A 13,953-nucleotide genomic window follows, 5' to 3' on the forward strand; every position below is an offset into this window, starting at 1 on the left:
ACTTCAGTTTACTTTTCAAATTTACGTTCGTTATTCATACCGCAGCGCCTCCACCGGATTCCGAGTGGCTGCCCGCCAGCTTTGCCAACTCACGGTTAACAGGGCAAATCCCAATGCAAGCAGGCCGGCCAGTGCGAAAATCCACCAGCTTAAATCGGTTTTGTAGGCAAAGTTTTCAAGCCATCTGTTCATTGCAAAATATGCAACTGGTGTAGCGATTACAAACGCAATAATTATCCATTTCACGAAGTCCTTGTTGAGCATTGCAAGAATTTCTGATATTTTGGCTCCGTTTACTTTGCGGATGCCAATTTCCTTGATCCTTAGGAGAGAAGAGAAATAGGAGACTCCCAGTAAACCTAGTATCGCAATAAATATCGAAAGTGCTGTTAGCAAATTAATTATATTACTAAACCGTCTTTCAGAATTATAAGCTGCCTTTATTCGTTGATCGAAGAACTCGTATTCAAAAATGGTGTTGGGCAGGTATTTTTTTGCAGCACTTTTTATTCGATCGATTGCTTCTGCAGGATTACCGGAAAACCGAATAACCGCATGCGATATTTTATCGGGATTGCAGTGAGCTACAAATGGCATTATCGACATTTGCATTGATTTGAAGTGAAAGTCTTCAATAACTCCACAAATACGGTATTCTGTTCCGCCCAGTTTAATTGTTTCATTTAGAGGGTCTTTAACTCCGCGTTCTTCAATCAGGGTTTGATTAACGATGCATTGATTTTCAGCATTCTCTTTAAAATCGGCACCCTGGCTGAATTTGATTTCCATGGTCTTGAAGAAGTCATTATCAACATTAATAAACTCTGTTGTTTTTATCTGTTTATTGCCCAGACTATCGGTATATGCTTCGCCATAAATCATGCTCATTTTTGTAAGTGGGAGATTACTGGTTCCAGCAATATTTTTGATGCTGGTGGTTTTTAACAATTCGTTTTTAAAGACTGAGTAAGAATGAACATCGTCAGGTGCAATATTCATTGAAATCAACGATTCTTTATTAAAACCGAGATCGCTTTTTTGCATAAATGTCAACTGTTTCTGAATAAGAATAGATGCAGATATTAAAGCAATAAAAGCTATCAGCTGGAATGTTAGGAGGGAGTTAAAAAGAACTTTACCAGCAATTCCTTTACTCAATTTATTTTGAAGAATTTCCAGGGGTTTAATATTGCCGCTAATCCATTGATTGATAATTGACGAAAGCAAAATGATTGAAAAAGAACAAAGTAATGCCCCGATGATAATCTTTTTTATATCAAGAATTGCATTGAATGGAACATCGCTGCCAATTAAATTAGGGAAGTAGGGTAAGGTAAGTCTAAATAATCCGAGCGTAAGGATAAAAGCTATAAACGTATAGATTAATACTGATATAGAGTTCATTAAAAATAAATGGAATTTTCTGGCACCAGAAACTTTCTCGATACCCCAACAGCGCATTTGTTGTGTTTTTTCAATTGTAGACAACAACACATAGTTGATTATTGAAATTAGAAGTATAAGTATGCTCAGCGTGATAAAGATGTTCAGCCGATTGTTACTATGCAAGGTTTTTAATGAAGTAAATAATAGATCTGGTACATTTTCTAATTGTGCAAGCCTGACATAATCCTGCGAAAGTTTTGCAGCGAAATCAGAAAGATCAGTTCCAGGTGCCAGTTCAACAAAGTTTTTACACTGGTAGTTCCAGTCCGATTTGTAATCCGTTTTGCCCTGAACTTGTGAGAAATGAGAAAGACTTCCGATCCAATGATAATTGACATTTGAGTTGCTTGGTGGATTTTCGATAATACCTGTAATGGTGTAATTAAGAAGTTGATCTTCCACAATAAGAGTGACAGGCGTGCCTACAACATCAACTTTCCCAAAACTTTTTAGCGCAACATCCTCCGATATAATCAGAGGATTAGAAGTATTAAAGCTTTCTTCTGCACTACCAACAATAAACCTGAAAGCGAAGAAATCGAAAAAGTTTTCCTCAACAAATCCAATTTCAGTATAGTCTGATTTTATGAGATTGTTTTCCTGTTTAATGTAAATGTTGGTGGTTCTACTGTCGAAGCTAGTATTTCTAACCACCTTGGGATAACGATCGGTGAAGGATTCACAAAGAACATAAGGTAACGGAAATTGAAAATAATCCTCCCCAAACTTATCACGGCATTCCATACTATATTTATTCTCCGCTGAATTTTGAAAAGAGTCAAAGCTCGTTTCATGTAATACGTAATAACCTGCGGCCATAAAAACCCAAAGACCAACAACCAGTCCACTAATTTTTAGTGCCGAGATGTAATTGTTCTTCAGTAAAGACCTTAATTCCCGTATAAAATACAATTTGAACATAGTGTAATTATTTCTAATTAGTTGTCTCTTTATTCATATCGTAACGCCTCCACCGGATTCCTCGTTGCTGCTTTCCAACTCTGCCAACTCACCGTCAACAAAGCAATACCCAAAGCTAGTAGGCCGGCCAGTGCGAAAATCCACCAGCTTAATGTTGTTTTGTAGGCAAAGTTTTCAAGCCATTTATTCATAGCGAGGTATGCAATTGGAGTAGCTATGATAAAAGCAATGGCTACCCATTTCACAAAGTCTTTATTCAACATCGTCATCACTTCAGAAATTTTAGCACCATTTACTTTACGGATACCAATTTCTTTGGTTTTTTGACTTGCTATTTGAATAACCTGACTTAATAGTCCTAAACATGTAATGGCAATAGCAACAAGTGCAAGTATCGTAATAGCGTTTCCAAGCTGCTCCTCTTTCTTGTAAAGAGAATCAAACCACGAATCATAAAATTGATATTGCAATGGAGTATTCGAGGTCATCTTTCCCCAAGTGTTTCTTATATATTCGATGGCAGGAGCAATTTCTCCATTTGCGATACGAATGCTTACATCACGTCCTTCGCCGATTTTCATTATTATGGGTTGAATTTTTTGATGCAATGAGGCAAAATTGAAGTCGTGGACAACGCCCACGATATTCATTCCGTTCACTTTTTTATTTTGATAGTCAGTATATTCAAGTGCATTAAGCGTTGCTTGGTTTACAATGCAATTGTCCTTGTCATTCGGAGTCAGTAGTCTTCCATCCAAGAGCGTAATTCCCATTGTTTCAATAAAATCGTTATCGATATCAATAAAATTAAGTGTGTATGGCCAGGCAGGATTATTCATCTTATTTGATATCTTACCAGGAATTCCTGCACTCAAACTGACTTTCTCGATAGATGGATGTTTTAATAACTCATTCTTGAAACTCTGCTCGTTTAATGCTTTGTAGGGAATGGCAACGTGCAGCAATAACTGATCGTCAAAACCAAGATTTTGATGTTTCATATGAGCAATCTGATTTACCGTTACAATTAATCCGATCAGCAAAACAATAGATACAGACAACTGAAATACAGACAGGAAGTTAGAAGAGTTTCTCTTTTTATTATTTCGCAGGTTGTTTTTCAGGAAATCCTGAATGCTGAATCTGGACAGCAGAAGAAGTACAGGTACAACGGAAACAACAACAATCAGCAATAAAAATATGGCACCCCCAACAATCATTGGGAAGGAGTAAAATAATTCGACCTGTAATTGCTGCTGAAATAGTCGATTGAATAAGGGGAGTGAAACATAAACGATTAAAATTGAAAGTGAGAGTGATAGGATTACCCAAACGAAAACGTCAGTAATAAAATAAAATACGATATTCCAAATACCAGCCCCATTTGTCTTTTTAATGCCAATTAAGTTCAGTTTTTTAAGCTGTAAGGCGATGGCGAAATTGATGTAATTAATGATTGATAAAAGCAATATCAGAATTCCAATTACTGAAATAGTTATAATGAGTGATTTGCTTCCATGTCTGCTTTTATCACGTATCGTGGTATTTAAATAAATGTTAGTAAGTGCCTGTAATTTAATTGTGCTTATTTGCTTGCTGTAATTTCCAATTGATCGGTTTAATTCTGTCGTGAGCTGATCAATTTGTGTATTTTCCTCTAATAAAACAAAGTGGTTTGTGGTATTGAATATTTCACCCTTAGCCCAATTACTATTAAGTCTGAAATTTTCGTTTGCTGAATTCAAAAATATTTGTCCAGTAAAACTTGAACCGGCATCGAAGTCTGCGACTATTGCACTAACAGTAGTTTGCATGTGAGACACTTTTAATGACTGACCGAGAGGGTTGACATTTCCAAATATCTTTTGAGCAGCAGATTTTGTTAAAATGGAGGAATTAATGTCAGCAAATGGATTCTCTGTATCCATGCATTTCAGCACTTGAATTGGAAAAATATCGAAGAAGTCATTTGTGGTAGCTATTAATCCTTGAATGTAGTATGAGTGTTCATCAGTATAGGTGTCAGCATTTAAATCTGGTTGTATCTCAACAGGAACTGCTTGCTTAATTGATGCGTATTTTTCCTTTAAAATATCATGTAACCGATAATCAATTTCACAATTGTCAGTAGTTGAGTCAACAAGTCGAAAGATATTTCGATAGTTTTTTTGGTGGTGATCAACGTTTAGTTCTCCATAAATATAAGCGCCAATAACCAGGCAGACTGCAAACCCAATTGCAAATCCAAGTATTCCTAATATTCCAGATATTTGACTTCTGTAGAGATTTCTAAATGCTATGATAAAATTAGTCCTCATATTTTTTCTTATTCTCAATTTACTTTATTATTCATACCTCAATGCCTCTATCCACGAGTTCTCGGGATCTCAGCCCTCCTTACTATTCGTATCGGAGAGCTTCGACCGGGTTTCTTTTCGCTGCCCGCCAGCTCTGCCAGCTTACAGTCAACAATGCAATTCCCAGCGCCAGTATTCCGGACAGGGCAAAAATCCACCAGCTTAATTCTGTTTTATAGGCGAAGTTTTCGAGCCATTTATTCATGGCATAATATGCAATGGGCGTGGCAATTACGAAGGCGATTGCAACCCACTTTACAAAGTCTCTATTAAGCATCGTCATCACTTCCGATATTTTGGCTCCGTTTACTTTTCTTATCCCGATTTCTTTGGTACGTGTATCAGAAGTATTCAGCGATGTTCCGATTAGGCCAAGCGTGGAAATTAGAATCGAAATAATTGAAAACAGCAGAACGATTTTAGAAAGTTGTTTATCACCAGCATATTGCTGTTCATACTCCGATTTCAACAGCGTATATTCAAAGGGGCTGTCGGTGAAAATATGCTGCCACATACCACTGAGTTCATCTATTTGCTGTTTGCGCATTTGTTTATCGGCTTTAATCATCAAAAAAGAAAGCCTGTCAAGTCCAAAGTGGAAAAGCATGGGTTGAAAGTTATCGTGCAACGAAGTGTGATGATAATCGTCAACCACGCCTACAATTTTCATATTGCCCCAGTTCGTGGGTTGATCAATTGCATCGGCAGGATTCGTAAAGCCTAGCTTATGCAACAGGGTTTTATTAATAACAATTTCGTTGCGACTTATTTCCGGATTTTTACTAAAACTATGTCCAGCCAGAAAATTAGTATTAATAACCTCGAAATAGTCTGCGTCGCACGAAAGCCCCACGTATTTATTTATGGTTTCTTCCCTGTTTTTTAGACCAAAATGTTCGGTGGTTAGCTTCTTGCCCGGAATGGAGCTTGATGCTGATAAGGCTACAATTCCGGGTAATTGAGATGCCTGATCTTTAAAAAGTTCCATTTTCTTGTTGTACGATTCGAAATCAGAAGTTATCGGAGCAGGCAGAACCATAATGTTGTTGGCCGTGAATCCCAGCTTTTGCTGACCCAAAAAACTGTTCTGCTTGTTTATTGCCAAGATTCCTGAAATCAGTACCATGGAGAGAGTGAATTGAGCAATCAATATAACGGCTCCCCTGTTGTTCTTGACCGCGAGCGTATTTTTCTGTTGCATTAATTTCAGAGGCTGTATTCCGCTGATTTTTATAATTGGGTGCAAGGCCGATAATGCCGAACCAATTAAAAATAACCCGATGGTTACTGGCCAAAAGGAATAGAAATCAATTTCAATTCCATTCATATTGAGGTGAAACATCTGGTAGAGCGAAGGTGCCAGCCAGAAAAACAAGATTAATGTAATTGAAACAGGGATTGCCGTAAATACCAGCGATTCTTTTAACAGGCTAACAATTAACCGGCTTTTTGTCGACCCAATTATTTTCCGGATACCAATTTCTTTAAAATGTTTGCTTTGATGGAAATTCAGGAAGTTGATGTAATTAAGCCACGAAATCAGCAAGGTAATAATTCCGACTGCCAAAATAATTTGCAGAGATAATCGGCTTACAAATTTCTCTGATGGCATTTGGAATGTATAATTTTTTTGAAAGTGTTTTTCTGAAATTTTTTCAGTTGAAACCGTTATGCTACCTTGAGATTGATCCTGTTTACTATTAACGTACTTGTCAATCAACTTTGAAAGTTGTTTGTCTACTTGCGCAATGCTCGTGCCTTTGTGAACGGCAATGTAGGATTGACAAGCTTTTATGTTCCAGGAGTTGATCCAATCGCCGATCAATTGCACGTAATCGTCGATGCTGCCAACCATTTCGAAATGAATATTACTGTTTTGAGGAATATCTTCTATAACGGCAGCAACAGTTACAAGTAGAGGAGCTTTTTTGTCGTGGAGTAATTTAAACTGCTTCCCGGTGGCATTAACGGTACCAATATATTTTTTAGCAGCAGAACGTGTTAGAACCACTTTCCCTGGCTCAATTGCATTTTTCAGATCCCCGTTAATTGCTTTGCATTGAAACATCGAGAGAAATCCGGGATTGGAATACAGTACTTTGGGATTGAGGAAATCTGTTTCTCCGTTATCTAAAATTGCTGTTTCGTAAATGGAACAATAAGTGCACCAATTATCAATTCCGGGAACTTCACTACAAGCTGTTTCCGCAAAAGGCATTGGGGTAGTTGAATACAACGAACTGTTCCCATTTTTTTCAACTTCCCATTGTACGTGATAAAGGCTATCGGCATTGGGCAGAAACTGGTCATAATTATTTTCCGAATAAAAATAAAAATAGATGAAAAGGAATGTGAACATTCCGAGTGTTAGCCCGGCAATGTTCAAAACAGTCATTTTGCTATTGATAAAATTTCTTCGGATAAAAAACTTAATTCTGTTCATAATTTCCATTTCTATTTATCCTGAGCTATTAATACAGCATAGGCAGGATTTTTCATTTTATTCGTAACGTAAGGCTTCCATCCGCGAGATGTCGGGATTTCGGGTGGCCGCTTTCCAACTTTGTCAGTAATATTTCCCCTAAATCCCCCAAAGGGGGACTTTCAAGTCGGTGTATGATTGTTGTTTCAATTCGTTTAATCACATTTTCAATGTCGTTATCTACTTCTTTACTATTGTCATTGTGCCTTTGTTCTGTTCTCCCCCCTTGGGGGAGTCGGAGGGGTGAACAAAAGCTGATTATTCATATCGTAAACTTTCCACAGGATTTTTAGTAGCCGCTTTCCACGATTGAAATGAAACAGTCAACAAAGCAATTCCCAATGCCAGCAGTCCGGCCAGTGCAAAAATCCACCAACTTAAGGTGGTTTTGTAGGCGAAACTTTCGAGCCATTTATTCATGGTATACCAAGCGATTGGTGTGGCAATAATAAAGCCAACTGCTACCCATCTTATGTAGTCCTTATTGAGCATCGTCATTACCTCTGAGATTCTTGCGCCGTTAACTTTCCGTACTCCAATTTCTTTGGTTCTTCGTTCACTGGAGAATATTGCCAGCCCCCAAATTCCGATGCATGAAATCACAATTGCAAGCAGCGCAAATAGGCCGATTGACTGTGCAAATCGCTCTTCTGCACGGTACATAGAGTCAAACCAGGCATCATAAAATTCGTAATTGACAGGATATCCCGGTAAAACATCCTGCCATGTTTTTTGAATGAAATCCATTCCTGCAGTAACGCCATTTTCTGCCAGTCGAATGTTAATGGTTGTTGGCATATATCTTGGGGTGAACATGATACAGATAGGCTCGATTGCGCTATGCAGTGAATTGAACTGAAAATCATTAATCACTCCTATAATTTCAAAACCATTGGGATTGTAGTTATTGATTCGTTTATTTTCCAGATTGTCAAATTCGAAATATTTATACGCTGCTTCATTGATCATGCATACATTTCCATAATCACCGGGTTGCAGATTTCGACCTTTTATTACATTAATATCAAAAGTTTCAAGAAATGTTGTGTCGGCCATAAGGCATTTGATACTCGTGTTTTTATCGGTATTCTCCATGTTTGTTCCCATGCTCATCCTAATTCTTCCGGGAACTCCATTGGTTACGGAAATACCTCCGAGGTAGGGTGATTTGTGAAGTTCATCTATTAACGCCAGGGCTTTTGAAATATCTTTCTCTTGAATATCAGGAATATCCAGGCGTAGCAATTGCTCTTCTGCAAATCCTGGATTTTTATGTTTGACATATTGGATTTGACGAACGACAATAATAACACTGAAAATTAAAATTATAGATGTTGCAAATTGAAAAACCGTTAAAGAGCTGCGTACATAATTTCGTTTTCCCGATACTGCGGTTGAGCCACTTAAAATATGGACAGGATTAACACCTGATAATGTCAGGGAGGGGCCGCAACCACTAACCGCACCAATTAAAAATACGAAGCCTATCAGGTAGATGAAATTAGGAAATTGGAAGAGTGCATTTATGCTTAGCTGAGTGTTAAATACCGATTGATAAACTGGTAAGCCCAGCCAAACCAAAATAATTCCAACAACGAAGGCCAAGGCAGTTACAAGTATGGATTCAAATAGAAAGTGGATTAATATGTTACCACGGGTTGCACCTATTGTTTTCTTAATGCCGGTTACCTTGTTGCGTTTATTTTGTTGCGCTACACTTAGGTTGATGTAGTTAATTACAGCCAGTGCTAAAATGATAGCGGCAACGATAGTTAGCAGTCTTAATAATCCGGCATTCCCTCGTTTAGAACTACTTCCTGTGGTTGTGTCATGAAGGTAAATGTCCTTTAGTTTTAAAAACCCGACTTCTTCTCCATATGGTTTTAGCCATTCTGGTTGCGCATTTATTTTTGATAAAAGTGTATTCGGCTCGACATTTTTATTTAGCTGAAGATAAACTCGAAACGGCCAACGGTATGTACTTAAATCATTGCTGTTCCCAATCCATTTACTGAATTTAAAATTTTCATTTTCTGCATTAACTAAAAGTGCAGCGGTAATGCTCGAGTTCTCAGGAAAATCCTTTATCACCCCGGTTATTGTAACCACTGTTCTTCCATCTACCAGTATTTCTTTACCAATTGGATTTGCTGTTCCAAATAGTTTTCGGGATGTGCTTTCAGTAGTGATCGCTGAATTGATATTAGCAAGTGGATTTAATGAGTTTCCAGAAACAAAAGGAATCGAGAAGACATCAAAGAAGTTGTTATCGACCGACATGATATCATCTAAATAGAAGCCCTTGTTTTCCGATTGTATTTCTACCGGACGGTCTACCCGTTGAACGATACAGGCATTTTCAATTTCAGAATATCTGTTTTGCAGGACATCTTTTATTCGGTAGTCAATCGAACTTGAATTGTTCTTGGTATCTGTCAAACGTACTATTTGATCCGCATTTTCGTGATAGCGGTCATACGAATATTCTTTGATTAGAAACAGGGATATCGCCATGCAAATGGAAATACCAAAAGCAAATCCAATGATGTTAATGGCGGAAAACCTTTTGTTATTCCAGATACTTTTTATTGCCGTCTTTAAATAATATAAGATCATAACTTCAACTATATTTCAGAGAAAGCCCCTTTCAATCAATCTAATACACACCATTTTAGCCACTGACAAATGTGGCATTCCTTAATCTAAAGCAAAACCTCTCCCAGTTGCTTTTTCACTTCTTCCGTAATGATTTGACCATCGAACAGGTTAACTACCCGGTGAGCAAATTCAGAGTCGTGTAATGAGTGTGTTACCATGATGATGGTGGTTCCCTCACGGTTGAGTTCAGTCAGTAGGTTCATTACTTCCAACCCGTTTTTCGAGTCGAGGTTACCAGTAGGCTCATCGGCCAGAATTAATTTTGGATTGGCAACTACGGCACGGGCAATGGCGACACGCTGTTGCTGACCACCGGAAAGTTGTTGAGGAAAATGCTTGCGGCGATGGCTGATTTTCATGCGCTCCAAAACCTTTTCAACCATTTCCTTGCGCTCCCTGGCTTTTAGCTTTAAGTAGATGAGCGGAAGTTCAACATTTTCGTATACATTCAACTCATCAATCAGGTTGAAACTTTGAAACACGAAACCAATGTTACCTTTTCGAAGCTGAGTGCGGTTGCGCTCTTTTAGCTGACCGACCTCTTGTCCGTCAAAATAATATTCACCACCAGACGGATTATCGAGCAACCCAACGATATTAAGCAAAGTTGATTTTCCACAACCGGAGGGTCCCATAATGGCGACAAATTCACCTTTCTGAACGTGAAGATTCACCTGATTTAACGCACTGGTTTCAATTTCTTCCGTGCGAAATACTTTTTGAAGATTGACTGTTTTTATCATGATTTTTAATGCTTAGAGCATAGGGTAAAGAGCATGGTGAATTCTTTTGCTATGCTTTTAGTTATTTTTTAATATCGCTTTTCTAAAGTTTGTAATTTTTCTACTTAGAATATCTAAATCTTCTATGATTTGATTAAATGTTTCATCGTCAATGAAGTTTTTTCGATGGGCTACAACTGAAATATTTGCTGTTTCAAAAACCGATCTTCTAGCAATATTTAGGAAGTTGGCAAAGTCCTTGGATGAAAAGGATCCTGATCCTTCCGCAATATTATTTGAGATGCTTAGGGATGCACTGCGCAATTGCTCTGCAACCCTATAGCTTTTAGCATCAGTAAATGCATCCGCCAAATTAAAGAGTTGATCATTCAGAGCGATTGATTCCTTCCAAATTTCTAAATCCATAAATCTAAATTGAGCCATAATAACATTTTAAAGTTTTTTATTCAATTTATGAATTAATGATCATTTCTTATTCTTTTCCGAACTATAGAACTTTATCTTCTAAACCCATTTCTAGTGACGCTTTGCCCCAAACTCTGCGCTCTTTGCTACTTCAGCACGATCTTATCATTATCACCGAACAAATCGTAACTTGATGTAATTACTTTCTCGCCAGGATTGAGTCCTTCCAGTACTTCATAATATTGAGGGTTTTGCTTGCCAATGCGGATGGGGCGTTTTACCGCTTCTGTTTCATTTTCGTTTAGCACATATACCCATTGCCCTCCAGTACTTTGAAAGAAACCACCGCGGGGAAGCAACACTGCTTTCTCAGACTGACCGAGTTCAAGTTTTACGTGATAAGTTTGTCCGGTTCTTATATTGTCAGGCTTTTCTCCTTCAAAAACCATATCAATTTCAAATTGTCCCTCGCGAACTTCAGGGTATACCTTTTTGACGTTCAGCTGATAACTTTCGGAATTCCGGTCAAAGGCTGCTGATAATTCCCGTCTTACCCGGTCAATATAGTGTTCATCAATTTTGGCATTCACTTTAAAATCTGTTAAGATATGTACGAGCCCTAGTCGTTGGCCTCGCGAAATGGATTGGCCAATTTCGGCATCCAACAGGCCAAGTTGCCCATCTACAGGTGCTTTTACGTTGAGGTTTTCCAGTCGTTCACGAGCCATTTGCAGGCTGAGTTTCATGTTTTCCAAACTTTCATCCATGCTGGTTCGTTGGTTGCTTCGGAAAATAGAGTCTTGAACCATCTTTTGGTAGGTCAACTCTTTTTCTTTTAGTGACAACTCATAGCTTTCTTTGGCTTGGAGGAATTCTTCCTTGGCAACCAAATCTTCATTAAAAAGGCGTTCGTATTGTTTAAATTTCCGTTTTGCCTGGATGACTTTTAAATCGATTTGTAGGCGCTGTTGCTTATTTTGAAGTTGTTGTTGCTCAATCTGAATTTGTGTATTTCTAAGTTCATTCGCATGGTAGGCCAATTGCGATTCACTATTCATGATAGTGGTATTAAGGTCATTGTTACGAAGCTTTAAAATAACATCGCCTTTTTTGACCATTTCCCCTTCTTCAATGTAGATTTCTTCTACCTTACCACCTTCTTCAACATCAAGGTAAATGGTTGAAATTGGCTCAACCTGTCCTATGATGGTGATGTAATCATTGAATAATCCGTCTTCCACTGAGCTGACGGTAAGTTTCTCTCTTTCTGCACGAAATACCGATTGATGATCAGTAAATATGATTTGATAGATTAAAAACAATAAGACTACAGCACCTAATCCCATGTAAAGATGCTTCATTTTTAATCCTTTTTTCTTTTCTATAACCCGGTCCATTGACATATCTTGTGATTTTAATTTTTTTCTAATTCGTTCCAAAAACGGATTCCTTTATAAAAATCAATTACCCGTTCTTTTATCTTCCATTGTAATCGCGAAAGCAATAATTGGCTTTTTGTTTCTGCTAATCTTTGTTTTACAGTTAATAGTTGAATAACATCAATAAGTCCTTCGTCGTATTTGCGTTCAGCTACTTTATATGATAACTCATCCGCTTCAAGTTGCTTCTGGGTTTGATAGTATTCGGTAAAAAGTGCTTTCAATTCGCGGTTATTATTTACAAGTTCGTAATAAGCCATTTGCCGATAATTTTCAAGTCGGGTCTGAGCTTGTTGTTCTGCTATTTTAGCTCGATGAACATTATTACGGATCTGGTTTCTCGAGAAAATTGGTATCGAGATTGAGGCACCAACATATTGACTCATATTGTTCTCAAATTGATCGGAAAAAGAAATTGTATTTCCTGACTGATCACGATTGGTTTCATAGTAACCTGTATTGACAGATGCATTCAAATTAATAGAAGGAAAGTAATTGCCACGGGCAATGGATACATTTTTTCTGGCTGCTTCAAAATCATTTTCAGCAATCTTTACATAGGGAGATTGTTGTGCAAAAGCATCAAAGAGGGAATCTGAGGCCAGACTAAGATTTGATGAGACCACAGGTTCCGCTTCTTCGATATTAATACTCACTAACCGCCCGGCTGGCAAATTCATTTGCTGGCCAAGCACTAACTTAACTTCAGCTAACTTGTTTTCTGATTGAAGGAGATTTAGCTTCTCCATTTCATAAGTGGATTGCATTTCTGCTAAATCCATTTTGGCTTTTAAGCCGGTTTCTATTTGCGTTTCTGTTTTTTTAAGATTGAAAGACGATAATTTCAGTTGTTCCTTGGCAATTTCAACCAATCCCTGGTAGTATATCACATCATAATAGGCCATCAGAATTGTGAATGCAAGATCGTCCTGATTATTTATTTTTTGCCAATGAGCCGCTTGTTTTCTGAATTTAGAATAAGCTATTTGGTTTAGCTGGGTAAATCCATGAAATAATGAAACATTGGAATTTAAGTTCGAAGAATTATTGAAAAACTGGGTGTTAACAATGTCATAAGTAAATTGATCAACTGATCGTCCAAAATTGATACCTGCAGATGAGTATGCAGACACGGATGGGAGTAAATTCAGTTTTGATTGTCTCGCATTTATTAATGCTGTTTGCTCATCCAATTCATATAGCTGATGATTGAGGTTATTCTCAATGGCAAAATTAATGCACTCATTTAAGCTCCAATCTTTCTGAGCATATAGCTGCATTGTTCCGATGAGTGTGAATAGCAAAATAGCAAGTTTCCTTTTCTGTATCATTCTTCATATATGTTTGCCAGTTTCAAAACCATTATAATGCCAAAAAATAAACGTATTGATAATCAGTAGTTAGGGAGCGGCGGCAAATACAGGATTGTAAAATATATTGACATTGAATTGTAAAAAAAATTGACAGGTTATTGCGCTTGCTTTTTTGATGAACTACTTTTG

8 protein-coding genes are annotated in these 13,953 nt (G+C 37.6%); all 8 read right to left on the minus strand.

Annotated elements, in window-relative coordinates; genetic code table 11:
• Positions 1-30: 30 nt before the first annotated feature.
• A complete protein-coding gene (locus ACUNWD_RS12785; RefSeq protein ID WP_445588211.1) occupies positions 31-2,367 on the minus strand; it encodes an ABC transporter permease in 2,337 nt (778 codons plus the stop codon).
• Between the two features lie 29 nt (positions 2,368-2,396).
• The gene (locus ACUNWD_RS12790; protein WP_445588212.1) at positions 2,397-4,685 is read right to left on the minus strand and encodes an FtsX-like permease family protein; all 2,289 of its coding nucleotides are present in this window, start codon (positions 4,683-4,685) and stop codon (positions 2,397-2,399) included.
• An 82-nt stretch (positions 4,686-4,767) separates the two neighbouring features.
• Complete coding sequence (locus ACUNWD_RS12795; RefSeq protein WP_445588213.1) at positions 4,768-7,167, minus strand: ABC transporter permease; 2,400 nt, start codon at positions 7,165-7,167, stop codon at positions 4,768-4,770.
• Between the two features lie 297 nt (positions 7,168-7,464).
• The gene (locus ACUNWD_RS12800) at positions 7,465-9,822 is read right to left on the minus strand and encodes an ABC transporter permease (RefSeq protein ID WP_445588214.1); all 2,358 of its coding nucleotides are present in this window, start codon (positions 9,820-9,822) and stop codon (positions 7,465-7,467) included.
• Positions 9,823-9,908: 86 nt separating this feature from the next.
• Positions 9,909-10,607, minus strand: coding sequence for an ABC transporter ATP-binding protein (locus tag ACUNWD_RS12805; protein ID WP_445588215.1), 699 nt, complete (start codon positions 10,605-10,607; stop codon positions 9,909-9,911).
• Positions 10,608-10,664: 57 nt separating this feature from the next.
• Positions 10,665-11,030, minus strand: a complete 366-nt coding sequence (locus ACUNWD_RS12810; RefSeq protein WP_445588216.1) for a four helix bundle protein — start codon at positions 11,028-11,030, stop codon at positions 10,665-10,667.
• 128 nt (positions 11,031-11,158) lie between these two features.
• Positions 11,159-12,415 (minus strand): efflux RND transporter periplasmic adaptor subunit, encoded by a 1,257-nt coding sequence (locus ACUNWD_RS12815; RefSeq protein WP_445588217.1) that lies wholly within the window; start codon positions 12,413-12,415, stop codon positions 11,159-11,161.
• Positions 12,416-12,426: 11 nt separating this feature from the next.
• Positions 12,427-13,782: a TolC family protein gene (locus ACUNWD_RS12820; protein WP_445588218.1), complete on the minus strand. Its 1,356-nt coding sequence runs from the start codon at positions 13,780-13,782 to the stop codon at positions 12,427-12,429.
• Positions 13,783-13,953: the final 171 nt, after the last annotated feature.

This window comes from Sunxiuqinia sp. A32, assembly GCF_052690465.1.

Bases quoted from the DNA above. Each gene is read 5' to 3' on its own strand.
- ACUNWD_RS12785 (WP_445588211.1), bottom strand. From the start codon at position 2,367: ATGTTCAAATTGTATTTTATACGGGAATTAAGGTCTTTACTGAAGAAC.
- ACUNWD_RS12790 (WP_445588212.1), bottom strand. From the start codon at position 4,685: ATGAGGACTAATTTTATCATAGCATTTAGAAATCTCTACAGAAGTCAA.
- ACUNWD_RS12795 (WP_445588213.1), bottom strand. From the start codon at position 7,167: ATGAACAGAATTAAGTTTTTTATCCGAAGAAATTTTATCAATAGCAAA.
- ACUNWD_RS12800 (WP_445588214.1), bottom strand. From the start codon at position 9,822: ATGATCTTATATTATTTAAAGACGGCAATAAAAAGTATCTGGAATAAC.
- ACUNWD_RS12805 (WP_445588215.1), bottom strand. From the start codon at position 10,607: ATGATAAAAACAGTCAATCTTCAAAAAGTATTTCGCACGGAAGAAATT.
- ACUNWD_RS12810 (WP_445588216.1), bottom strand. From the start codon at position 11,030: ATGGCTCAATTTAGATTTATGGATTTAGAAATTTGGAAGGAATCAATC.
- ACUNWD_RS12815 (WP_445588217.1), bottom strand. From the start codon at position 12,415: ATGTCAATGGACCGGGTTATAGAAAAGAAAAAAGGATTAAAAATGAAG.
- ACUNWD_RS12820 (WP_445588218.1), bottom strand. From the start codon at position 13,782: ATGATACAGAAAAGGAAACTTGCTATTTTGCTATTCACACTCATCGGA.